A 20,996-nucleotide genomic window follows, 5' to 3' on the forward strand; every position below is an offset into this window, starting at 1 on the left:
GCCCGGTGTGAGGCCCGGGTGTCCGGGCGCCCCGTCAGTCCTCCGCCGCGGCCAGGGTCTCGCGCACGGTCCGCAGCATCGCGGTCAGCTCGGCGGTCCGGTCCCGGTCGAGCCCGATCGCCTCCGGCGCGGTGAACTCCTGCACCAGCGGCCGGGCACGCTGCAGCGCGGCGCGGCCGTCGTCGGTGAGCTCCAGACCGGCGCGGCGTCCACGGCCGCCCGGCCCGTCGCGGCGGACGAGGCCACGGGCGACGAGGTCGGTGACCAGCTCCCCCACGCTCTGCGGGCGCAGCAGCACGATCCGGGCGAGCTCGGCCTGCGACGGCGGCGGCCCGCCCGTCCGTTCGCGGTCGGCGAGCTCGGCGAGCACGCCGAAGCCGGTCGCGGTCAGGCCCGCCCGGGCGAACACCCGGTGGAACCCCCGGGCGACGACGTGGGCCGTCCGGATGAGCTCCCAGAGCGGCACGTCCTCGTCGGGCACGGACCGGACGCTATCAGGCGCCTGGTAGCTGCCCGTCGCTCACAGCACCCCGGCGAACGCCAGCGCGACGACCTGGGCCATGGCGTTGTGCACCAGGTGCGTGACCACCCCCGGCCACACCGAGCCGCTGCGTCGTCGCAGCTCACCCGCGACCAGCCCGACGACCAGCGCCGTCAGGAACACCACGTTCAGCCCGTGCGCCAGCGCGAACACCACGGCGCTGCCCAGCACACCGACGACGGCGCCGTAGCGCAGCAGCGCCGAGGTGACCACCCCGCGGAACAGCAGCTCCTCCCCCAGCGGTGTCAGCACCGCGAGGAACAGCAGCGACAGCGCCACCGACCAGGCCCCGCCGCTGCCCGCGTCGGCGTAGGCGCCCTGGATGTTCTCCGGCTCGATCCCGAGCGCGACCATCCCGACCACCAGCAGCCGGCTGACGACGAACGCCAGGACCGCCCCGGCGGCGCCGAGAAGCAGCCAGCGCGCGGTCGTCGCCCGCACGCCGAACTCCGGCAGCGGGCGACGCCGGACCGCGACGGCCGCGGCGAACCCGGCGACGCCCGCGATCCCCGACAGCGCCGCGAGGAACAGGCCCCCGGCGAGCGGACCGGGGTCGAGGGTCCGCAGCACCAGCGGTCCGCCCCCGTAGGCGACGGCGGCCAGCACGACCAGGCCGACGACGACCTCCACCCACCCCGGGCGCGGACCGGTCCCGGTGACGACCGGCGACGCGGAGCTGGAACGGGACACGACGACCTCCCTGCTCGTGGTGGCGCGGCGGATGTCCGCGGCCACGGCCGAGTCGACACCGTGCCGTTGCGGCACGGTCAAGCACCGCGACCCGATCGTGCTCAGAACAGGACGGTGGCGAACCGCGCGACCTGCACGAACCCGACCCGCTGGTACGCGGCCCGGGCCGGTGCGTTGAAGGCGTTGACGTACAGGCTGGCGCGGCGGCCCATCCCGGCGAGCGCGACCGCGACCGCCGACGTCCCGGCCGTACCGAGCCCGTGCCCGCGCCAGGCCGGGTCCACCCAGACCCCCTGGATCTGGCCGACGGTGCGCGACAGGGCGCCGATCTCGGCCTTGAACACGACCTCACCGTCGTGGAACCGGGCGAACGCCCGCCCGGACGTGATCAGCTCGGCGACCCGGGCCCGGTAGCCCGCCCCGCCGTCGCCCTCGCGGGGGTCGACGCCGACCTCCTCGGTGAACATCGCGACGGCGGCCGGCAGGTAGCGGTCGAGCTCGGAGATCCGGACCGGACGCACCCGGGTGTCGGGCGCGATCATCGGCGGCCGTTCGAGGGTCATCAGCGGCTGGTCGGACCGGATCTCGCGGGCCGGGCCCCAGCCCGGTGCGAGCTCCTCCCACAGCGGCAGGACGAGCTCGGCCCGCCCCACCAGCGACGAGCACACCCGTCCGGCCCGGCGGGCCCGGTCGGCGAAGGCACGCAGCGCCGCCCGGTCACCGCGCAGCGGAACCAGGTTCGCCCCGGAGAAGCACAGACCGTCCGCCGGGGCCCCGTGGGACCACAGCTCACCGCCCAGCCGCCACGGGTCGAGGCCGACCGCCTCGATACGGGAGGCGACCATGCACGCGGCGACCGGGTCGGCGTCGAGCACGTCGTGCACCCCGGAGCGGTGACGATCGTCGAGAAGCCGTGCTCCGGCCACCCTCAGCACGGGTTCATGATGCCACGCCGACGCCCGTCCGGTACCGGCACTCGCTCAGCCGACGGTCACCTGCGGTTCACCCGTCACACCGTCCACGCTCTCGCCCATCTCCTCGGCGAGCCGCATGGCCTCCTCGATCAGCGTCTCCACGATCTTGTGCTCGGGGACGGTCTTGATGACCTCGCCCTTGACGAAGATCTGGCCCTTGCCGTTGCCGGAGGCGACGCCCAGATCGGCCTCGCGCGCCTCACCGGGGCCGTTGACGACGCAGCCCATGACGGCCACGCGCAGCGGGACCTCCATGCCGGTCAGACCGGCGGTGACCTCGTCGGCGAGGGTGTAGACGTCGACCTGGGCGCGACCGCAGGACGGGCAGGAGACGATCTCGAGCTTGCGCGGGCGCAGGTTCAGCGACTCCAGGATCTGCTGGCCGACCTTGATCTCCTCGACCGGCGGCGCGGACAGCGAGACCCGGATGGTGTCGCCGATGCCCTGGCGCAGCAGCGCCCCGAACGCGACGGCCGACTTGATCGTGCCCTGGAACGCGGGCCCGGCCTCGGTGACGCCCAGGTGCAGCGGGTAGTCGCACTGCTCGGCGAGCAGCTCGTAGGCCCGCACCATGACGACCGGGTCGTTGTGCTTGACCGAGATCTTGATGTCGTGGAAGTCGTGCTCGGCGAACAGGCCCGCCTCCCACATGGCCGACTCGGCGAGCGCCTCGGGCGTCGCCTTGCCGTACTTCTCCATCAGGCGCTTGTCGAGCGAGCCCGCGTTGACCCCGATCCGGATCGGCGTGCCGTGGTCCTTCGCGGCCTGCGCGATCTCCTTGACCTGGTCGTCGAACTTGCGGATGTTGCCCGGGTTCACCCGCACCGCGGCACAGCCGGCCTCGATCGCGGCGAACACGTACTTGGGCTGGAAGTGGATGTCGGCGATCACCGGGATCTGCGACTTCTGCGCGATCGCGGGCAGTGCCTCGGCGTCGTCGGCGGACGGGCAGGCGACGCGCACGATGTCGCAGCCTGCCGCGGTCAGCTCGGCGATCTGCTGGAGGGTCGCGTTGACGTCGGAGGTCAGGGTGGTCGTCATGGACTGGACGGAGATCGGGTGGTCGGATCCGACACCGACCGGGCCGACCTGCAGCTGCCGCGTCCTCCGGCGCGGGGCCAGGGTCGGCGCGGGCGCGGACGGCATACCCAGGGAGACGCTCACGACCTCCACTATCCCACCGCGCCGCGGGACCCGCCGTACCCGGTGAGCAGGGGCACTACGTGCGGCCCTGGTTCTCCTGCGCGTCCTGCAGCGTCGAGCTGTGCGGCAGCCAGGTCGCGAGCTCGACCGGCCACCCGTCGGCCTCCAGCACCCGGACGACGGCGGGGTCGTCGTCGAGGATCATCGCGATCTCGCGCTCGCGGGCGAGCAGCCGCAGGACCTCGCGCTTGACGTAGCGGGCGGGGCGGTGGTCGTCGTCGGGGCGCATGAACAGCGGCCCGGTGGGCAGGCCGAAGCCCCTCAGCCAGGTCTCGGTCAGCCTGCGGTTCCGCTCGGGGCGGCCGGTCAGGTAGACGACGTCGTAGGAGTCCTGGGCCGCGCGCAGCCGGTCCGCGCCCTCGTCGAGCAGCGGGTCGGCGTGCGCGGCGGCGAAGAACTTCTCCCACCGGTGCACGTCGAGGTAGTGCAGCCGGTGCGAGACGTCGGCGAGGACGCCGTCGATGTCGAAGACCGCCAGCGGGCGTGCGCCCTCGGGTGCTGCGCTCACCCGAACAGCCGCACCGGGTTGACGATGTCGGCGATCGCGACCATGACCGAGAACCCCAGGAAGACGATCACGAAGACGTAGGCGACGGGCAGGAGCTTGGCCGCGTCGACCGGCCCGGGGTCGGGTCGTCCGAGCAGCTTCGCGGTGTTGCGCTTGATCGCCTCCCAGATCGCCGGGACGATCTGGCCGCCGTCCAGCGGCGGGACCGGGAGCAGGTTGAGCAGGAACAGCGACAGGTTCACCGCGGCGAGCATGTTCAGGAACAACGCCACGTCCTGCTGCCAGGGCACGTCCTGCTGGGCGAGGATCTCGCCGCCGATCCGGGAGACGCCGACGACGCCCATCGGGCTGTCCTGGCCGCGCTCCTCGCCGAGGAACGCGGCGCCGAACAGCGCCGGGATACGCGCCGGGATCGCGACGACGGCCTCCGCGGTGCGGGCCACCCCGTCGCCGATCTGCGCGACGGTCTCCCCCGCCGTCAACGGCTGGTAGCTGGTGTTGAGCAGGACCCCCAGGTAGCCCGCGGTCACGGTGGCCTGCGGGTCCGAGGAGTTCCGGTCCGGCAGGGTGTTGGGGATGACGTCCACGGTCAGCGGGATCCGCCGGTCGCCGCGCTCCACGACGATCGGGGTCGGCCCCGACGACGCGCGGATCGCGTCCTGCACCGCCATGCCGTCGTCCGGCCCGAACTGCTGCCCGCCGACCTCGACGATGCGGTCGTCGGGCTGGACACCCGCGGCCAGCGCGGGCGCCAGCGGCGCCCCGGCCGGGCACGTCTCCGGGGCCTGGCCCTGCACCGCCACCGCCGGGAGCACGCACTCCTCGAGCGCGGCGATCTGGGTGGTCGGCGCGACCATGCCGACGCCCATGAACGTCACGAAGAACAGCGCGACCGCCAGGACCAGGTTCATGAAGGGCCCGGCGAACATGACGACGATCCGCTTCCACGGCGACCGCGTCCAGAACTGCCGGTCCGCGTCCTGGGGGAGCACGTCGGCCTGCGACTGGCGCCGCGCGTCGTCCATCAGCCCCTGGAAGGGACCGGTGCGACGGTTGCGGCCCAGCGTCCCGCCCTTCGCGGGGGGCAGCATCCCGATCATCCGGACGTAGCCGCCCAGCGGGATCATCTTGATGCCGTACTCGGTCTCTCCGCGGCGCACCGACCAGAGGGTGCGACCGAAGCCGACCATGAACTCCGGGACCTTGATCCCGAACCAGCGGGCCGTGGTGAAGTGCCCGAGCTCGTGCCAGGCGATCGACAGCAGCAGCCCGAAGAAGAAGATCGCGATACCGACGACCGTCCAGACGATGGTCACGTTCCCGCCTTCTCGCGCGCGTGGGCGCGGGCCCAGGTCTCGGCAGCCAGCACGTCGTCCACGGTAGCCGGGTCACCCGTCCAGGCGTCGGCCGCCTCCAGCACCCCGCCGAGGAGGTCGGTGACGTCGGTGTAGCCGATCGCCCCGGCGACGAACGCCTCGACGAGCTCCTCGTTGGCCGCGTTGAGCACCGCGGGCAGGCAGCCGCCCGTGGTCCCGGCGGCGCGGGCGAGCCGCACACCGGGGAACGCGTCGTCGTCGAGGGGCTCGAAGGTCCAGCTCTGCGCGGTGTCCCAGCGGCACGGCGCCGAGGCGCCGGCGATGCGGTCCGGCCAGCCGAGCGCCAGCGCGATCGGCAGCCGCATGTCCGGCGGCGACGCCTGCGCGATCGTCGAGCCGTCGGTGAAGGTGACCATCGAGTGCACGATCGACTGCGGGTGCACGGTGACGTCGATGCGGTCATAGGGCACCCCGAACAGCAGATGCGCCTCGATCACCTCGAGGCCCTTGTTCACCAGCGTCGCCGAGTTGATGGTGATGACCGGGCCCATGTCCCAGGTCGGGTGCTTCAGGGCCTGCTCGACGGTCACGTCCCGCAGCGACGCGCGCGACCGGCCGCGGAACGGGCCGCCCGAGGCGGTGAGGACCAGCCGGTCGACCTCGGACTCCCGCCCGCCGCGCAGGCACTGCGCGAGCGCGGAGTGCTCGGAGTCGACCGGCACGATCTGCCCCGGCGCGGCCGCCGCCGACACCAGCGGGCCACCCGCGACCAGCGACTCCTTGTTCGCCAGTGCGAGCCGGGCACCGGTGGCGAGCGCGGCCAGGGTCGGGCCGAGGCCGCGGGAGCCGGTGATGCCGTTCAGGACGATGTCGGCGCCGCACGCGGTGACCAGCTCGGTCGCGGCGTCCGGGCCGTCGAGCACCTCGACGCCGGGCAGCTCCTCCCGCACCCGGACCGCCGCAGCGGCGGACGCGACCGCGACCCGCCCGACGCGGTGCGTGCGGACCTGGGACACCAGCAGGTCCACGTCCGATCCGCCCGCGGCCAGCCCGGACACCGTGAACCCGCCGGCGCGGGTGATCACGTCCAGGGCCTGGGTGCCGATCGACCCGGTGCTGCCCAACACGACGAGTGACTTCATCACCGCACATCATCCTCGGCCCGCGAGCTGTGCGACGATGACCCCGCACGGAGCCGGAGCAGGAGGACACACGGTGGCCAGCAAGGCAGTGGCGCACAGCGCAACGACCAGCAAGACCCGCGAGATCGCGGTCGCGTCCGGGGTCGACCCGGCCGACGAGCCGTCGGTCGACTGGGGCTGGCACCAGAACTTCCCCAAGGGTCTGCCGATCGCGGCCGCGGTCACCGGCATCGTGCTGCTGCTGTTCACCATCGGGCACCCGGTGAGCTGGACCGAGTTCCTGTTCTCGGCCGTGCCCGCCGCCGTCTGCCTGATCGGCGCGGTCGCGTACCCGGTCTACCGGCGGCGTCGCCGGCTCTGAGCCACGGGTGGCCGCGCGCGGGGCGGGTGAGCCGGTCGAGCTGACGATCGGCGACCGCGTGGTGCGGCTGTCCAGCCCCGACCGCGTCTACTTCCCGGAGCGGGGCGAGACCAAGCGGGACCTCGCCGACTACTACACCGCCGTCGGCGACGGCGTCGTCCGCGCGCTGCGCGACCGGCCGTGCATGCTGCACCGCTTCCCCACCGGCGTCACCGGGGAGAAGGTGCACCAGAAGCGGCTGCCGCGCGGCGCCCCCGACTGGGTCCGCACCGTCCGCGTAACCTTCCCGCGGTACAACCGCACCGCCGACGAGCTGTGCGTCGCCCACCCGGCCGACGTGGTCTGGGCGGTGCAGATGTCGACCGTCGAGTTCCACCCCTGGAACTCCCGCGCCGCCGACGTCGAGTCCCCCGACGAGTGGCGCATCGACCTGGACCCGATGCCCGACGCGTCCTGGGCCGACGTCCGCCGCGTCGCCGGTGTGGTGCACGAGGTGCTCGACGAGCTGGGCGCGACCGGGTTCCCGAAGACCTCCGGCGGCTCCGGACTGCACGTCTACGTGCGCATCCCGCCCGACCACGGGTTCGCCGACGTCCGCCGTGCCGCGCACGCGTTCGCCCGTGAGGTGGAGCGTCGCTGCGACCGCGTCGACCTGTCCTGGTGGCGCAAGGACCGCGACCCGTCGACGGTCTTCGTCGACTACAACCAGAACGCCCGCGACCACACGATCGCCTGCGCCTACTCGGTGCGCGGCACCCCCGACGCGCGGGTGTCGGCCCCGGTGGCCTGGCACGAGATCGACGACTGCGAGCCCCGGGACTTCACGATCGCGACCGTCCCGGCCCGCTACGCCGAGCTGGGCGACCTGCACGCCGGCATCGACGAGGCCGTGTTCGGCATCGAGCCGTTGCTGGAGTGGGCCGACCGCGACGAGCGCGACGGTGCGGAGACGCCCGATCTGCCCGATCTCGACGGAGGCGGCCGCTAGGCTCGGGGCCCATGGACGACGGGCCACGCAAGGACAGGTTGAACCGCCTCGGGTACGGGATCGGCGGTGGTCTCGCCGTCGGGTCCGCCGTGTGGGTGCTGTCCGGCACGTGGTGGTGGCTGCTGGTCTTCCTCGCCGTCGGCCTGGCGCTCGGGCTGTTCCTGCGCTCGACGACCCCGGGGGCCTAGCCCGGCCCCTGCTCCCGGGCGCGGGCCCGCAGCCGGGCGAACTCGGCGACCATCGCCGCGCGCGACCAGTGCGCGTTGAGACCCGAGGGGTTGGGCAGCACCCAGATCCCGGTCGGCCCCAGCCGGTCGGTCTGCTCCCCCACCGCCGCGTCGCGCCGCCCGAACGCGGTCCGGTAGGCCCCGATCCCGACGACGGCCAGCCACCCCGGCTCCCGCGCCGCGACGAGCGCGCGCAGCCGCTCCCCACCGGCGACGACCTCGTCGTCGGACAGCTCGTCGGCCCGCGCGGTGGCCCGGGGCGCCATGTTCGTGATGCCGAGCCCGAGCCGCGCCAGCTCGCCCTGCTCGGCCGGTGCCAGCAGGCGCGGGGTGAACCCGGATCCGTGCAGCACCGGCCAGAACCGGTTGCCGGGGCGGGCGAAGTGGTGCCCGGTCGCCGCCGACACCAGGCCGGGGTTGATGCCGCAGAACAGCACCCGCAGCGGCGGGTCGCCGGGCCCGGGCAGGACGTCGTCGATCGTCGCGTCCCGCGCCCGCTCCAGCGCCTCCCGGTCGGGCAGTCGTCCCACACCGATCAGTCTGGCGCACCCGGCCGGTCCCCCCTCGGACGGGCGAGCCGGGATGCTCGCGCCGACGATCGAGAGGAGACTCGTCCGCCGTGGACCTGCCCGTGATGCCCCCGGTGAAGCCGATGCTGGCCAAGCCCGCCCCGTCGATCCCCGAGGGCAGGCTCTACGAGCCCAAGTGGGACGGCTTCCGCTCGATCGTCTTCCGCGACGGCGACGAGGTCGAGATCGGCTCCCGCAACGAGAAGCCGATGACCCGCTACTTCCCCGAGGTCGTCGAGGCGGTGAAGGCGCACTTCCCGCCGCGTGCGGTCGTCGACGGGGAGATCGTCGTCGCCTCCGGGAACGCACTGGACTTCGAGGCGCTCCAGCAGCGCATCCACCCCGCGGCCAGCCGGGTGACGCTGCTCTCGACCGAGACGCCGGCGTCCTTCGTGGCCTTCGACCTGCTGGCGCTCGGCGACGACGACCTCACCGCGCGCCCGTTCGCCGAGCGCCGCGCGCTGCTGGAGGAGGCGTTCGCCGGCGTCGCCCCGCCGGTGCACCTCACCCCGGTCACCGACGACACCGCCACCGCGCGCCGCTGGTTCGAGAAGTTCGAGGGCGCCGGGCTCGACGGGCTCATCGCGAAGGACCCGGCCGGGACCTACCAGCCCGACAAGCGCGTCATGACCAAGGTGAAGCACGAGCGGACCGCGGACTGCGTCGTCGCCGGGTACCGGGTGCACAAGTCCGGCCCGGACGCCGTCGGGTCGCTGCTGCTGGGCCTGCACGACGCCCGCGGGGTGCTGGTGTCGGTCGGGGTCGTCGGGGCGTTCCCGATGGCGCGCCGCCGCGAGCTCATGACCGAGCTGCAGCCGCTGGTCACCGACTTCGACAACCACCCGTGGGCCTGGGCGAAGCAGCTGGAGGGCGAGCGGACACCGCGCAAGTCCGAGACGAGCCGGTGGAACGCCGGCAAGGACCTGTCCTTCGTCCCGCTGCGCCCGGAGCGGGTGGTCGAGGTCCGCTACGACTACATGGAGGGCGAGCGTTTCCGCCACACCACCCAGTTCGTGCGGTGGCGGCCGGACCGCGAGCCCGCCTCGTGCACCTACGAGCAGCTGGAGCGCCCGGTGAACTTCGACCTCGCGGAGGTGCTCGCCGGGCGCGGGTGATCCTTCTCCGCGGAACCCGCGCCGCCCTGCGGGGGACCCTGGACTCCGCGGAGAAGGATCACGACTGCGAACGGCTCCCCCGAGTTCGCCCGTGGCGCGCGCAGTTCCCGGCCAGGGTGCCCCGCATGGACCTGGACACGGTGCTGCGCGGCCAGGACGGCGTGTTCTCCCGAGCACAGGCGACGGCGTGCGGGATCTCGGCGAAGGCACTGCGCAGCCGGGTCGCCCGCGGCGACGTCGTGGTCGTCGCACCGGGGGTGTACCGGGCGGCGTCGCACCGGCCCACCGCATGGGGACGGGTGGTGGCCGCCGCGTTGTGGGCCGGGCCGGGCGCCGTCGTCGACGGGCCCGCGGCGGCGTTCCTGCACCGGATGTCGGTACCCAGCACCGCGTTCCCGGTCGTGGGGGTGACCGTCCCCGCGCACGCGCGGCGCACACCACCGGACCGGATCCGGGTCCGCCGGCGCACCCTGGACCCGGCGGACCGGACGGAACGGCGCGGGGTCGCCGTCACGGCGCCGGCCCTGACCGCGCTGGAGACGGCCGTCGCCCTCACCGACGGCACCACCTTCCTCGACCGTGTGTTGCAGCGGGGACTGCCCTTCCCCGAGCTGCTCGCCGCTTTCCAGCGCGGGGTCGGGACCCACGGGTGGGCTCGGGCCCGCGAGCTCGTCGTCGAGGCCGCCGACCGCGGCGACTCGCGGGCCGAACGTCGCCTCGTCGCGCACCTGCGACGGGCGGGGCTCACCGGGTTCGTCCTCGGATGGCCCTTCGGTCCGTGGCGGGTGGACGTCGCGTTCGTGCCGGAGCGGCTCGCGGTGGAGCTCGACGGCTGGGCGTTCCACTCGGACCCGACCCGCTTCCGGGCCGACCGGCGCAAGCAGAACGCCCTGGTCGCCGCCGGGTGGACGGTGCTGCGGTTCACCTGGCAGGACGTCCGGGACCGGCCGGGCGACACGGTGGGCCGGATCCGGTCGGCACTGCGGTGATCCTTCTCCGCGGAGCCCGGCGCACCCTGCGGGGCATCGCACGCTCCGCAGAGAAGGATCATGGTCGGCAGCCGCAGGACTCCCGGTGCACGAAGGTCGTCGGCAGCCGCAGCGAGCGCCGCTGCGCCTCGGGCTCGGCCATGCGGCGCAGCAGCAGCCGGACCGCCTCGCGCCCGATGTCCGCGAACGGCTGCGCGACGACGGTGAGGCGCGGGCTGAACGCGTCGGCCCACGGGAAGTCGTCGAACGCGGCCAGGGCCAGGTCCCCGGGGATGCGCAGGCCCAGGTCGTGGGCGGCCTGGACGGCGCCGATCGTCATCGCGTTGTTTCCGGTGACCAGCGCGGCGGGCCGCTCGGGCGAAGCCAGCAGCTCGCGCACGACGGCGCGGGCGGGCTCGCTGTCCGAGCGCCCCTCCACCACCGGCCCGGGCGGGAGGCCGGCCCGGCGCATCCCGAGGCGGTAGCCCGCGAGGCGCTCGACGGTCGTCGCGAGTCCGGCCAGGCCGGCGACGAAGCCGATGCTCCCGTGCCCGGCCTCGGCCAGGTGGGTGACCAGCCCGGCTACGGGCTCGACGTTCTCCGAGCCGACCTCGTCCAGCTCGCCGTCGAGCATCCGGTCGACCAGCACCGTCGGCACGCCCTGTGCGGCGAGCGCCTCGAGGGTCGCGGTGGAGTCGCCCGAGGGGGCGAACAGCACGCCGTCGACGCGGCTGCGGAGCTGCGCGACGGCCGTCGCCTCGTAGCCCGGGTCGTCGTGCGGGTCGGCGAGCAGCAGGGTGTGCCCGGCCGCGGCGGACTCGTCCTCGATCGCGTGCAGCAGCTCGCCCAGGTACGGGTTGGAGATCGCCGACAGCGCGAGCCCGACGGTCCGGGTGCGCGCGGTCGCGAGCGAGCGTGCGGCGGCGTTGGGTGTGTAGTGCACCTGCGCCATCGCGGCCAGCACCTGCTCGCGGGTGGTCTCCCGGACGGGCCGGGTGCCGTTCAGGACGTGGGACACGGTCGCGGTGGAGACCCCGGCGAGCCGGGCGACCTCGGCCATGGTCGCGATCACGCACCTCCGAGGCGGGTCACGGGTTGGCGACAGCGTACAGGCAACCGGTTGCGCAAGCGGTTACTCCACGCATACCGTGCACCGGTCATACCGGACGGACGTGTCCCGGACCACACCGTTGCACACCCGTCGGAGCCCTCGACGACGAGGAGAGTGCCCGTGCGCCCGAGAACCAGGTCGCGTCCCGCCGTCCTCACCGCGCTGCTGGCGGTCATCGGTCTCGCCCTCACCGGCTGCGCCGGGGCCGGAACGTTCGGCCTGCCTCAGGGCACCCGGATCGTGACGATCGCGATCGTGTCCAACCCGCAGATGGAGGACGCGATCGAGCTCAGCCCGCGGTTCGAGGCCGAGAATCCCGGCATCACCGTGCGCTTCGTGAGCCTGTCGGAGAACGAGGCCCGCGCGAAGATCACCGCGTCGGTCGCCACCGGCGGCGACGAGTTCGACGCCGTGATGATCTCGAACTACGAGACCCCCCAGTGGGCCCGCAACGGCTGGCTGGTCGACCTCGACCCGCTGATGGACGCCACCCCCGGCTACGACCGGGACGACTTCACACCGACCATCCGCGGCGCCCTGTCCGGCCCCGACGGACACATGTACTCGGTGCCGTTCTACGGCGAGTCCGCGTTCCTGATGTACCGCAAGGACCTGTTCGAGCAGGCCGGGCTGACGATGCCCGCGAAGCCGACCTGGGACCAGGTCGCGCAGTTCGCCGACCGCCTCACCGACCGCGAGCAGGGCCGCGGTGGCATCTGCCTGCGCGGCAAGCCCGGCTGGGGCGAGGTCATGGCCCCGGTCGACGCGATGATCAACTCCTACGGCGGCCGCTGGTTCGACGACCGGTGGAACGCCCAGCTGACCTCCCCCGAGGTGCGCAAGGCGGTCAACTTCTACGTCGACCTCGTCCGCCGCGACGGCCAGGCCGGCGCCGCCGGCTCCGGGTTCTCCGAGTGCGGCAACCAGTTCAGCCAGGGCAACACCGCGATGTGGTTCGACGCCACCGTCGCCGCGGGTCTGCTGGAGGACCCGGCCCAGTCCAACGTCGCCGGGAAGGTCGGCTACGCGCCGGCGCCGACCGGCGTCGACGGCCTGTCCTCGGGCTGGCTGTACTCGTGGGCGCTGGCCATCCCCCGCACCACCGCGGAGAAGGGCCCCGAGCAGGTCGACGCGACCTGGAAGTTCCTGTCCTGGATGACGTCCAAGCCGTACCAGAAGATGGTCGGCGACGAGCTCGGCTGGACCTCGGTCCCGCCCGGCGCCCGCCAGTCGACCTACCGGATCCCCGAGTACGTCGCGGCGTCGAAGGCCTACGCGCCGCAGACCATCGCCGCGATCAACGCCGCCGACCAGGACCGGCCGACCCGCGACCCCGTCCCGTACACCGGGCTGCAGTTCGTCGGGATCCCCGAGTTCCAGGACCTGGGGACCCGGGTCAGCCAGCAGATCTCCGCGGCCATCGCCGGGCAGCAGACCGCTGACGAGGCCCTCGACCAGGCCCAGCAGTACGCCGAGACCGTGGGCGAGTCCTACCAGCAGAGCGGGGGCGACCGGTGACGGCCACAGAGGCACCACCGCAGGCGGCACCGGAACGGCAGACCTCACCGGCCGCGGAGCGCCGCGACGGCTGGATCCGCCGGGCACCGCTGCTGCCCGCGCTGATCTTCACGATCATCGTCACGCAGCTGCCGTTCCTGGTGACGATCTGGTACTCGCTGCAGTCCTGGAACCTGGTGCGCCCCGGCAGCCAGCGCTTCGTCGGGCTGGAGAACTACGCGACGGTGTTCACCGACTCGCAGTTCCGCGGCGTCGCGCTGAACTCGATCCTGCTCACCCTGGGCGCGGTCGCGATCGCGATGGTGCTCGGGCTGCTGATCGCGCTGCTGCTCAACCGCGCGTTCCTCGGCCGCGGCATCGTCCGGACGCTGATCATCACGCCGTTCCTGATCACCCCGGTCGCCGGTGCGCTGCTGTGGAAGTCGGTGCTGTTCGACCCCACCTACGGCCTGGTGAACTTCCTGCTCTCGCCGTTCGGCGCCGGGCAGACCGACTGGGTGTCCACCTTCCCGCGGGCCGCTGTGATCATCGCGCTGGTGTGGCAGTGGACGCCGTTCATGATGCTGCTGATCCTCGCCGGGCTCGGCTCCCAGCCGCAGGAGGTCCTCGAGGCCGCCCGGATGGACGGGGCGACCGGGTTCGCGGTGTTCCGCGAGGTGACGCTGCCGCACCTGCAGCGGTTCATCGAGCTCGGTGTCGTGCTCGGCGCGATCTACCTGGTCAACACGTTCGACACGATCTACATGATGACCCAGGGCGGTCCGGGTACGGCGTCGGCGAACCTGCCGTTCTACATCTACCAGCGGGCGTTCCTGGGCTTCGACATCGGCGAGTCCGCCGCGATGGGCGTCGTCACCGTGGTGGCGACGATCATCGTCGCCACCCTGGCGCTGCGCCTGATCTTCCGCAGCTTCTCCGCCGCCGAGGAGGCGTGATGACCGCAGTCGCCGAACGGACCTCCACCCCCGCGACGACGCCGCGGAAGGCCCCGCGCGGGGCCGGGCCGCTGCTGAGCGTGCTGGCCTGGATCGTCGGGCTCGGGTTCTTCTTCCCCGTGCTGTGGATGGTGATGACCGCCTTCAAGACCGAGGCGCAGGCCGTCACGATCCCGCCGACGGTGTTCTTCGTCCCCACGTTCGACAACTTCGCCGAGGTGTTCGGCGGCGGGGTCGGGCCCTACCTGCTCAACTCGCTGTTCGCGACGGTCGCCTCGACGGTCCTGGTGCTCCTGCTGGGCACCCCGGCCGCGTTCGCGCTGTCGCTGCGGCCGGTGCGCAAGACCCAGGACGTGCTGTTCTTCTTCATCTCGACCAAGATGCTGCCGGTCGTCGCGGCGATCGTGCCGATCTACGTCGTCGTGAACTACCTGGGTGCCCTGGACAACATCTGGACGCTCGTCGTGCTCTACACGGCGATGAACCTGCCGATCGCGGTGTGGATGATGCGGTCGTTCTTCCTGGAGGTCCCCAAGGAGCTCCTGGAGGCCGCGAGCATGGACGGGGCGTCGCTGTGGCGCTCGCTGCGCGAGGTCGTGCTGCCGATCATCTCGCCCGGCATGGCCGCCACCGCGCTGATCTGCATGATCTTCGCCTGGAACGAGTTCTTCTTCGCGGTGAACCTGACTGCCTCGCGGGCCGCGACCGTGCCCGTGTACCTCGTCGGGTTCATCACCTCCGAGGGCCTGTACTTCGCCAGTCTCTGCGCGGCGGCCACCGTGGCCGCGCTGCCGGTCGTCATCGCCGGCTGGATCGCCCAGAACAAGCTGGTCCAGGGCCTGTCCTTCGGGGCCGTCAAGTGATCGTGTTCGTGACCAGGATGGGAGCCCGCCGTGGCTGACGTGGTGTTCGACCAGGCATCTCGGATCTACACCCCCGGAGCCAAGCCGGCCGTCGACCGGCTGGACCTGACGATCGAGGACGGCGAGTTCGTCGTGCTCGTCGGGCCGTCCGGATCGGGCAAGTCGACGGCGCTGCGGATGCTCGCGGGCCTCGAGGAGATCGACGGCGGCTCGATCCGGATCGACGGCGAGAACATGGTCGGGGTCGCCTCCCGGGACCGGGACATCGCCATGGTGTTCCAGAACTACGCGCTCTACCCGAACAAGACCGTCGGGGAGAACATGGCGTTCCCGCTGAAGATGGCCGGGATCGACAAGGCCGAGCGCGCGGTCAAGGTCAAGGAGGCCGCCGAGATCCTCGGCCTGACCGACTACCTCGACCGCAAGCCGCGCGCCCTGTCCGGCGGCCAGCGTCAGCGTGTCGCGATGGGCCGGGCGATCGTGCGCGAGCCGCGGGTCTTCCTGATGGACGAGCCGCTGTCGAACCTCGACGCGAAGATGCGGGTGCAGACCCGCACCGAGATCGCGGCGCTGCAGCGACGTCTGGGCGTCACCACCGTCTACGTCACCCACGACCAGGTCGAGGCCATGACGATGGGTGACCGCGTCGCGCTGCTCGCCGACGGGAAGCTGCAGCAGTTCGCCAGCCCGGCCGACCTGTACGACCGGCCGCAGAACGCGTTCGTCGCCGGGTTCATCGGTTCGCCGGCGATGAACCTGTTCACCGCGAAGGTGACCGAGCGCGGGGTGACCCTCGCCGGGCGGGAGGTCGCGCTGCCCCAGGACGTCCGGTCGACGATCGGGGCGCACCAGCTCACCGAGGTGACCCTGGGCATCCGCCCCGAGCAGTGGACGGTCTCCCCCGACGGCGGCGAGGGCATCCCGGCCCGGGTCGACGTCGTCGAGGAGCTCGGGTCCGACGCCTACCTCTACGGCACCCTGGCCGAGTCCTCCGGCGACCTGTCGGCGACGGCGTCGCTGACCGCCTCCCGCGACGACGCCGTCGTCGTGCGGACCGCGGGGCGCACCGGGGCGCGGCGCGGGGACCGGGTCGCACTGACGCCGTCGACCGAGGGGTTGCACCTGTTCCACCCGGAGAGCGGCGACCGCCTCTGAGCGGGTCCGCCCGGCGACACGAGGGGGTCGCCGGGCGGGTCGGCCCGAACGCGGCGCGGCGAGCTTCCGAGGGGGTCGCCGGGCGGGTCAGCCAGGATGCGACGCGGCGAGCTGTCCGCAGGCCGCGTCGATCTCCTGGCCGCGGGTGTCGCGGACGGTGCAGGCGACGCCGGCCGCGCGCACCCGGCGCACGAACTCGTCCTCGACGGGCTTCGGCGAGGCGTCCCACTCGCTGCCCGGCGTCGGGTTCAGCGGGATGAGGTTGACGTGCACCCGGGACGTGCCGATGTGCTGCCGCAGGACCTTCGCCAGCATGTCGGCGCGCCACGGCTGGTCGTTCACGTCGCGGATCAGCGCGTACTCGATGGAGACGCGGCGGCCGGTCGTGGTGGCGTAGCGCCGGCCCGCGTCGAGGACCTCGGCCACCTTCCACCGGTTGTTGACCGGGACGAGGGTGTCGCGCAGCTCGTCGTCCGGGCAGTGCAGCGAGATGGCCAGGGTGACCGGGATCCCCTCCTCGCGGAGCCGGTCGATCGCCGGGACGAGCCCGACGGTGGACACGGTGACCCCGCGCGCGGAGATGCCCAGCCCGTCCGGGGCCGGCTCGGTGATCCGGCGGACGGCGGCGACGACCCGCTTGTAGTTGGCGAGCGGCTCGCCCATCCCCATGAACACGACGTTCGACAGCCGGGTCGGCTCGTCCAGCACGCCGTCGCGGGCCTGGGCGGCGGCGCGGCGGACCTGGTCGACGATCTCGGCGGTCGACAGGTTGCGCTGCAGGCCGCCCTGGCCGGTGGCGCAGAACGGGCACGCCATCCCGCAGCCGGCCTGGCTGGAGATGCAGACCGTGGCCCGGTCGGGGTAGCGCATCAGCACGCTCTCGGCGAGCACGCCGTCGTGGCCGCGCCACAGCGTCTTGCGGGTGGCGCCGCCGTCGCAGGCCTTCTCGGTCAGCGGCGTGACCAGCGGCGGGAGCAGCGGGCGCAGCTTCTCCCGGACGTCACCGCCGAGGTCGCTCATGGTGTCGAGGTCGTCGGTGAGACGACCGAACCAGTGGCGGGCCAACTGGTCGAGGCGGAACCGCGGTACACCGAGTTCCTGCGCGACGGCGGCACGGTCGGCCGGGTCGACGTCGGCGAGGTGGCGGGGCGGAGTACCGCGGCGGGGTGCGTCGAAGACGAGCGGGAGGCTGGACATGGCACCTCCAGTGTGCCAGCCCGGCCGCGGGTCAGCGGATCCCGGGGATCCGCACGTTGTAGCGTCGGGACAGGTCCTCCAGGATCCCGAGCCTGCGCGCGGCCGCGAGCCACAGCACGATCCCGGCGCAGAGCCCGGTGACCGGCACCGCGGACCCGGTCCCCTGCCCCTGGTAGGTCAGGGCCAGGAAGGCGCCGAACGCGGCGATGAGCAGCACCAGGCCGCCGGTCGCGACGAGGCTGCGCTCCTCCAGCACGGTGGAGGCCTGGATCAGCAGCACCCCGACGAGGGCGGCGGACAGGGCGGTGGCCAGCTCGCCGTAGTCGACCAGGGACAGCAGCGACGGCAGCAGCACGACCCCGGCGACGCCGATCACGATCAGCCGCTGCATCCGCCGCTTCCGCTCGGGGTGCAGGGTCACCGCCATCGCCGCGTTGCGCCGGCGCACGATCCACAGGTACGCGGTCAGGAAGATCCCGAGCGCGACGAGGACGGTGGCGAACCCGTTCCCGAGACCGCCCGCACCGACCACCCAGGCCAGCAGGCCCAGGACGATCTCCAGGCTCGGCACGGGAACGCCCAGCGACGGCTGGCGCATCGTGTACGGCATGCACCCACGGTAGCGAGAGCGGCCCAGGACACGGCGTAGGTGTGGCGGAACGACACACCCGCCCCACCTCGAACCGGACATCATGGGAGGCTCGTCACGTGCCCGGGTCCCCGAACCCCGGGCCGCCACCACCACACCGCCGGGCCCCCGCCCGGCCTCCCCCAGGAGAGCCATGACCCTCCCCACGACGTCCTCCACCGCGCCCGATCCCGCCCCGCGCGCCGGAGGGCCCGCACTCGGCCGCCGCGCGATGATCGCCGGTGCCGGCGTGGCCGCGATCGGCGCGGTCGCCGCCTGCGGTGGCGGCGGTTCCACCACCGCAGGCGGCGGGCAGGCCCAGACCGGGGACGCCCCGCAGGGCTCCCCCGGCACCGTCCTCGGCCCGGCGTCCGCGGTGCCGGTCGGCGGCGGCGCGATCTACGCCGACGCGCAGGTCGTCGTCACCCAGCCGCAGCAGGGGTCGTTCACCGGCCTGTCCGCGATCTGCCCGCACCAGGGCTGCACCGTCAGCCAGGTCACCGACGGCCAGATCGTGTGCCCGTGCCACAACAGCCGCTTCTCCCTCGACGGCGCCGTCGTCGACGGGCCGGCCCAGCGGCCGCTCGACCCGCGGCAGGTCACCGTCGCGGACGGGTCGATCACCCTGGCCTGAGGCCGCTCCCGGCGCCGCGGGCTCAGGACGGCAGGACGAGGCCGTCGGCGCGGCGCCGGGTGTGGAGCCGGTAGCCCACGCGCACGGTGCGGTCGGCGACGTCGTCGATCGCCCGGCGCGCGGTCCGTGCGGAGAACTCGATGCGCAGGACCTCCTCCAGGTCCGCGCGGGTGTCGAACCGCCAGGTCGAGACGACCCGGCGCAGCGCGAAGCCGTGGGCGGCGAAGAACCGGTCGACCGCGGGTGGGTCGTAGCGGGGCAGGTCGGCACGCAGCCACGTCCCGTACGGCCGCACCGTGAAGTCCAGGTCGACGACGGCGAGCACCCCGCCCGGGCGCAGTACCCGCTCGGCCTCGGCGAGCCCCGGTTCACAGCCCGGCCCGAAGAAGTACGCGGTGCGGGCATGGACCAGGTCCGCGCAGGCATCGGGCAGCGGGAGCCGCTCGGCGCCCGCGGCGTGCAGGGTGATGCGGTCGTCTCCGGCGACGCGCCGTCGTGCCCGTTCGACCAGCGGCGGGTGCGGCTCGACACCGGTGACGGTGGCGGCCTGCTCGGCGAAGCGCGGCAGGTGGAAGCCGTCCCCGCAGCCGACGTCGACGACGTCGGCCCCCGCCCAGCCGCCGGTCTCGGCCCATAGCGCGGCCCAGAGCTCGCCGTCGGCGTCCTGGGCGCGGTTCTCGGTCTCGTAGACCTCGGGCCAGTTCCAGATGTTCGGGCTGGGGATGGCCGGGCCGGGCTTCGGCTGACCGCCGAACCCCTGGTAGGTGCGCTTCACGCGACCGGGACGACGATCCCGAGGATCGCCCAGGCGACGAACGCGGTCGGCAGCAACGAGTCCAGACGGTCCATCAGACCGCCGTGACCGGGCAGCAGGTTGCCCATGTCCTTGACGCCGATGTCGCGCTTCACCAGCGACTCGACCAGGTCGCCCAGGGTGGCCGTCGCGACGAGCAGCGCACCGACGAGCGGCCCCCAGTACCAGGGCGCGTCCAGCATCAGCCCGATGCAGAGCGAGCCCGCGGCCATCCCGGCGACCAGCGAACCGGCGAAGCCCTCCCAGGACTTCTTCGGGCTGATCGTGGGGGCCATCGGGTGCCGGCCCGCGACGACGCCCGCCGCGTATCCGCCGACGTCGGAGGCGACCACGCAGAGCAGGAAGGTCAGGACCCGACCCACGCCGTCCGGGGCGACGGTCAGCTGCACGGCGAAGGCCACGAGCAGCGGGACGTAGACCGCGACGAACAGCGAGGCGCTGATGTCGCGCACGAAGTGCGCGGCGCCGGTCCGCATCCGCCACAGCAGGCAGCCCAGCACCGTCGCGGCGAGAGCGACCGCGGCCCCGTGGAGGCCGAACGGCCAGGACAGCCAGACGACGGCCTGGCCGCCGACCAGCAGCACCGGCAGCGAGACCCGGATGTCTGCACCCCGGCGCAGCGCGCCCGCGAGCTCCCAGGTGCCCACCGCGGTGACGCAGGCGAGCACCAGGACGAAGCCCTGACGCTGGATCAGCAGGCTCAGCAGGATGATGACGCCGAGCCCGACGCCGACTGCGATCGCCGCGACGAGGTTGCGGCCCAGCCGGGACCGCTTGTACCCCTTCTGCCCCCGGACGGGCTTCGGCCCGTCCGGGTTCGCCGACACACCGGCCGGCCCGTCACCGGGGAGGTCGGAGGTCACGGGGACGGCGGCGTCGGAGGAGGAGGGCACCGGGCTCAGACCTCGAGGAGCTCGGATTCCTTGTTCTTGACCAGCTCGTCGATCTGCGCGACGTAGCGGTCCGTGACGCTCTGCAGCTCCTTCTCGGCGCGGGCGACCTCGTCCTCGCCGGCCTCACCGTCACGCTGGATGCGGTGCAGCTCGTCCATCGCCTTGCGGCGCAGGCCGCGGAGCACGACGCGCGCGTCCTCGCCCTTGCCGCGGGCGACCTTGACCATGTCCCGGCGCCGCTCCTCGGAGAGCTGCGGGATGATCACGCGGATGATCTGCCCGTCGTTGGACGGGTTGACCCCGAGGTCCGAGTCGGCGATGGCCTTCTCGAGCTGCTTGAGCTGGCTGGCGTCGTAGGGCTTGATGACCGCCATACGCGCCTCGGGGATCGACACCGAGGCGAGCTGGTTCAGCGGGGTCCACGCGCCGTAGTAGTCCACGACGATCCGGGAGAACATGTTCGGAGTGGCCCGGCCGGTACGCACCGACGCCAGATCGTCACGGGCGACCGTGACGGCCTTCTCCATCTTCTCCTCGACGTCGAAGAGGGTTTCCTCGATCACGGTTGCATCCCCCGGCCTGGTCGTACTCGCTGGCGGTCACGATCCTCTCACCCTCCGCCCGGGCGGTGCGCGGAGCACCACCC

The 20,996-nt window shown here is 73.1% G+C and carries 24 protein-coding genes; 10 read left to right on the top strand and 14 right to left on the bottom strand.

The window, feature by feature from the left end:
• Positions 1-34 precede the first annotated feature (34 nt).
• The 7 genes from KPF22_RS22280 to dxr are packed head-to-tail and all read right to left on the bottom strand — an operon-like array spanning position 35 to position 6,374.
• Complete coding sequence (locus tag KPF22_RS22280; RefSeq protein ID WP_208822458.1) at positions 35-481, bottom strand: MarR family winged helix-turn-helix transcriptional regulator; 447 nt, start codon at positions 479-481, stop codon at positions 35-37.
• Positions 482-520: 39 nt separating this feature from the next.
• Positions 521-1,306, bottom strand: a complete 786-nt coding sequence (locus tag KPF22_RS22285) for a CPBP family intramembrane glutamic endopeptidase (RefSeq protein WP_208822456.1) — start codon at positions 1,304-1,306, stop codon at positions 521-523.
• A 26-nt stretch (positions 1,307-1,332) separates the two neighbouring features.
• A complete protein-coding gene (locus KPF22_RS22290) occupies positions 1,333-2,166 on the bottom strand; it encodes a GNAT family N-acetyltransferase (protein ID WP_208822455.1) in 834 nt (277 codons plus the stop codon).
• A gap of 45 nt (positions 2,167-2,211) precedes the next feature.
• The gene (gene ispG, locus KPF22_RS22295; RefSeq protein ID WP_174565920.1) at positions 2,212-3,369 is read right to left on the bottom strand and encodes a flavodoxin-dependent (E)-4-hydroxy-3-methylbut-2-enyl-diphosphate synthase; all 1,158 of its coding nucleotides are present in this window, start codon (positions 3,367-3,369) and stop codon (positions 2,212-2,214) included.
• 55 nt (positions 3,370-3,424) lie between these two features.
• Complete coding sequence (locus KPF22_RS22300; RefSeq protein ID WP_208822453.1) at positions 3,425-3,916, bottom strand: hypothetical protein; 492 nt, start codon at positions 3,914-3,916, stop codon at positions 3,425-3,427.
• Complete coding sequence (locus KPF22_RS22305; protein ID WP_224403195.1) at positions 3,913-5,232, bottom strand: RIP metalloprotease; 1,320 nt, start codon at positions 5,230-5,232, stop codon at positions 3,913-3,915. The genes KPF22_RS22300 and KPF22_RS22305 overlap by 4 nt, the downstream gene beginning before the upstream one ends.
• Positions 5,229-6,374 (bottom strand): 1-deoxy-D-xylulose-5-phosphate reductoisomerase, encoded by a 1,146-nt coding sequence (dxr, locus tag KPF22_RS22310; RefSeq protein WP_224403196.1) that lies wholly within the window; start codon positions 6,372-6,374, stop codon positions 5,229-5,231. Before dxr ends, KPF22_RS22305 begins: the two co-directional genes overlap by 4 nt.
• A 73-nt stretch (positions 6,375-6,447) precedes the next feature.
• Here dxr and KPF22_RS22315 point away from each other — a divergent pair, with 73 nt between their 5' ends.
• The 3 genes from KPF22_RS22315 to KPF22_RS22325 are packed head-to-tail and all read left to right on the top strand — an operon-like array spanning position 6,448 to position 7,911.
• Positions 6,448-6,735: a DUF2631 domain-containing protein gene (locus KPF22_RS22315; RefSeq protein WP_168172194.1), complete on the top strand. Its 288-nt coding sequence runs from the start codon at positions 6,448-6,450 to the stop codon at positions 6,733-6,735.
• 7 nt (positions 6,736-6,742) lie between these two features.
• Positions 6,743-7,723: a non-homologous end-joining DNA ligase gene (ligD, locus tag KPF22_RS22320; protein WP_208822451.1), complete on the top strand. Its 981-nt coding sequence runs from the start codon at positions 6,743-6,745 to the stop codon at positions 7,721-7,723.
• Between the two features lie 11 nt (positions 7,724-7,734).
• A complete protein-coding gene (locus KPF22_RS22325) occupies positions 7,735-7,911 on the top strand; it encodes a hypothetical protein (RefSeq protein WP_208822450.1) in 177 nt (58 codons plus the stop codon).
• Here KPF22_RS22325 and mug read toward each other — a convergent pair.
• Positions 7,908-8,480 (bottom strand): G/U mismatch-specific DNA glycosylase, encoded by a 573-nt coding sequence (gene mug, locus KPF22_RS22330; protein ID WP_208822449.1) that lies wholly within the window; start codon positions 8,478-8,480, stop codon positions 7,908-7,910. The genes KPF22_RS22325 and mug overlap by 4 nt on opposite strands.
• 89 nt (positions 8,481-8,569) lie before the next feature.
• Here mug and KPF22_RS22335 point away from each other — a divergent pair, with 89 nt between their 5' ends.
• Together KPF22_RS22335 and KPF22_RS22340 are read left to right on the top strand one after the other, a co-directional pair.
• On the top strand, positions 8,570-9,634 hold the full coding sequence (locus KPF22_RS22335) for an ATP-dependent DNA ligase (protein WP_224403197.1): 1,065 nt from the start codon (positions 8,570-8,572) through the stop codon (positions 9,632-9,634).
• Between the two features lie 125 nt (positions 9,635-9,759).
• On the top strand, positions 9,760-10,623 hold the full coding sequence (locus tag KPF22_RS22340; RefSeq protein WP_224403198.1) for a type IV toxin-antitoxin system AbiEi family antitoxin domain-containing protein: 864 nt from the start codon (positions 9,760-9,762) through the stop codon (positions 10,621-10,623).
• Positions 10,624-10,681: 58 nt separating this feature from the next.
• On the opposite strand, the gene KPF22_RS22345 is transcribed toward KPF22_RS22340, so the two are convergent.
• Positions 10,682-11,674, bottom strand: coding sequence for a LacI family DNA-binding transcriptional regulator (locus KPF22_RS22345; protein ID WP_224403199.1), 993 nt, complete (start codon positions 11,672-11,674; stop codon positions 10,682-10,684).
• A 159-nt stretch (positions 11,675-11,833) separates the two neighbouring features.
• On the opposite strand from KPF22_RS22345, the gene KPF22_RS22350 reads away from it, so the two are divergent.
• From KPF22_RS22350 to KPF22_RS22365, 4 genes are read left to right on the top strand one after another with little or no spacing between them, the layout of a single operon-like run.
• Positions 11,834-13,231 (top strand): sugar ABC transporter substrate-binding protein, encoded by a 1,398-nt coding sequence (locus tag KPF22_RS22350; protein ID WP_224403200.1) that lies wholly within the window; start codon positions 11,834-11,836, stop codon positions 13,229-13,231.
• Positions 13,228-14,166 carry a carbohydrate ABC transporter permease gene (locus tag KPF22_RS22355; protein ID WP_374107520.1) on the top strand — a complete coding sequence of 313 codons (939 nt, stop codon included), beginning with the start codon at positions 13,228-13,230 and terminating at the stop codon, positions 14,164-14,166. The genes KPF22_RS22350 and KPF22_RS22355 overlap by 4 nt, the downstream gene beginning before the upstream one ends.
• Positions 14,166-15,029, top strand: coding sequence for a carbohydrate ABC transporter permease (locus KPF22_RS22360; RefSeq protein ID WP_224403201.1), 864 nt, complete (start codon positions 14,166-14,168; stop codon positions 15,027-15,029). The genes KPF22_RS22355 and KPF22_RS22360 overlap by 1 nt, the downstream gene beginning before the upstream one ends.
• 30 nt (positions 15,030-15,059) lie before the next feature.
• On the top strand, positions 15,060-16,184 hold the full coding sequence (locus KPF22_RS22365; RefSeq protein ID WP_224403202.1) for an ABC transporter ATP-binding protein: 1,125 nt from the start codon (positions 15,060-15,062) through the stop codon (positions 16,182-16,184).
• A gap of 87 nt (positions 16,185-16,271) precedes the next feature.
• On the opposite strand, the gene rlmN is transcribed toward KPF22_RS22365, so the two are convergent.
• Together rlmN and KPF22_RS22375 are read right to left on the bottom strand one after the other, a co-directional pair.
• Positions 16,272-17,381, bottom strand: a complete 1,110-nt coding sequence (gene rlmN, locus KPF22_RS22370; protein WP_161152318.1) for a 23S rRNA (adenine(2503)-C(2))-methyltransferase RlmN — start codon at positions 17,379-17,381, stop codon at positions 16,272-16,274.
• A 31-nt stretch (positions 17,382-17,412) separates the two neighbouring features.
• Positions 17,413-17,991, bottom strand: a complete 579-nt coding sequence (locus KPF22_RS22375) for a hypothetical protein (RefSeq protein ID WP_208822437.1) — start codon at positions 17,989-17,991, stop codon at positions 17,413-17,415.
• A 172-nt stretch (positions 17,992-18,163) separates the two neighbouring features.
• On the opposite strand from KPF22_RS22375, the gene KPF22_RS22380 reads away from it, so the two are divergent.
• Positions 18,164-18,643: a Rieske (2Fe-2S) protein gene (locus tag KPF22_RS22380; RefSeq protein WP_208822435.1), complete on the top strand. Its 480-nt coding sequence runs from the start codon at positions 18,164-18,166 to the stop codon at positions 18,641-18,643.
• Between the two features lie 22 nt (positions 18,644-18,665).
• On the opposite strand, the gene KPF22_RS22385 is transcribed toward KPF22_RS22380, so the two are convergent.
• Genes KPF22_RS22385 through frr form a run of 3 tightly spaced genes read right to left on the bottom strand, consistent with a single transcriptional unit; the run spans position 18,666 to position 20,913 of the window.
• Positions 18,666-19,418, bottom strand: a complete 753-nt coding sequence (locus KPF22_RS22385; protein ID WP_208822433.1) for a class I SAM-dependent methyltransferase — start codon at positions 19,416-19,418, stop codon at positions 18,666-18,668.
• Positions 19,415-20,350: a phosphatidate cytidylyltransferase gene (locus KPF22_RS22390; RefSeq protein ID WP_208822431.1), complete on the bottom strand. Its 936-nt coding sequence runs from the start codon at positions 20,348-20,350 to the stop codon at positions 19,415-19,417. Before KPF22_RS22390 ends, KPF22_RS22385 begins: the two co-directional genes overlap by 4 nt.
• A gap of 5 nt (positions 20,351-20,355) precedes the next feature.
• A complete protein-coding gene (gene frr / locus KPF22_RS22395; protein WP_208822429.1) occupies positions 20,356-20,913 on the bottom strand; it encodes a ribosome recycling factor in 558 nt (185 codons plus the stop codon).
• Between the last annotated feature and the right edge of the window lie 83 nt (positions 20,914-20,996).

The sequence above is a fragment of the Pseudonocardia sp. ICBG1034 genome, assembly GCF_020131375.1.
In the GTDB taxonomy this organism is placed as follows: Bacteria; Actinomycetota; Actinomycetes; order Mycobacteriales; family Pseudonocardiaceae; genus Pseudonocardia; species Pseudonocardia alni.

Coding starts and splice junctions, on each gene's coding strand:
- KPF22_RS22380 (WP_208822435.1), top strand. CDS start 18,164: ATGACCCTCCCCACGACGTCCTCCACCGCGCCCGATCCCGCCCCGCGC.
- KPF22_RS22360 (WP_224403201.1), top strand. CDS start 14,166: ATGACCGCAGTCGCCGAACGGACCTCCACCCCCGCGACGACGCCGCGG.
- KPF22_RS22340 (WP_224403198.1), top strand. CDS start 9,760: ATGGACCTGGACACGGTGCTGCGCGGCCAGGACGGCGTGTTCTCCCGA.
- rlmN (WP_161152318.1), bottom strand. CDS start 17,381: ATGTCCAGCCTCCCGCTCGTCTTCGACGCACCCCGCCGCGGTACTCCG.
- dxr (WP_224403196.1), bottom strand. CDS start 6,374: ATGAAGTCACTCGTCGTGTTGGGCAGCACCGGGTCGATCGGCACCCAG.
- KPF22_RS22375 (WP_208822437.1), bottom strand. CDS start 17,991: ATGCCGTACACGATGCGCCAGCCGTCGCTGGGCGTTCCCGTGCCGAGC.
- KPF22_RS22325 (WP_208822450.1), top strand. CDS start 7,735: ATGGACGACGGGCCACGCAAGGACAGGTTGAACCGCCTCGGGTACGGG.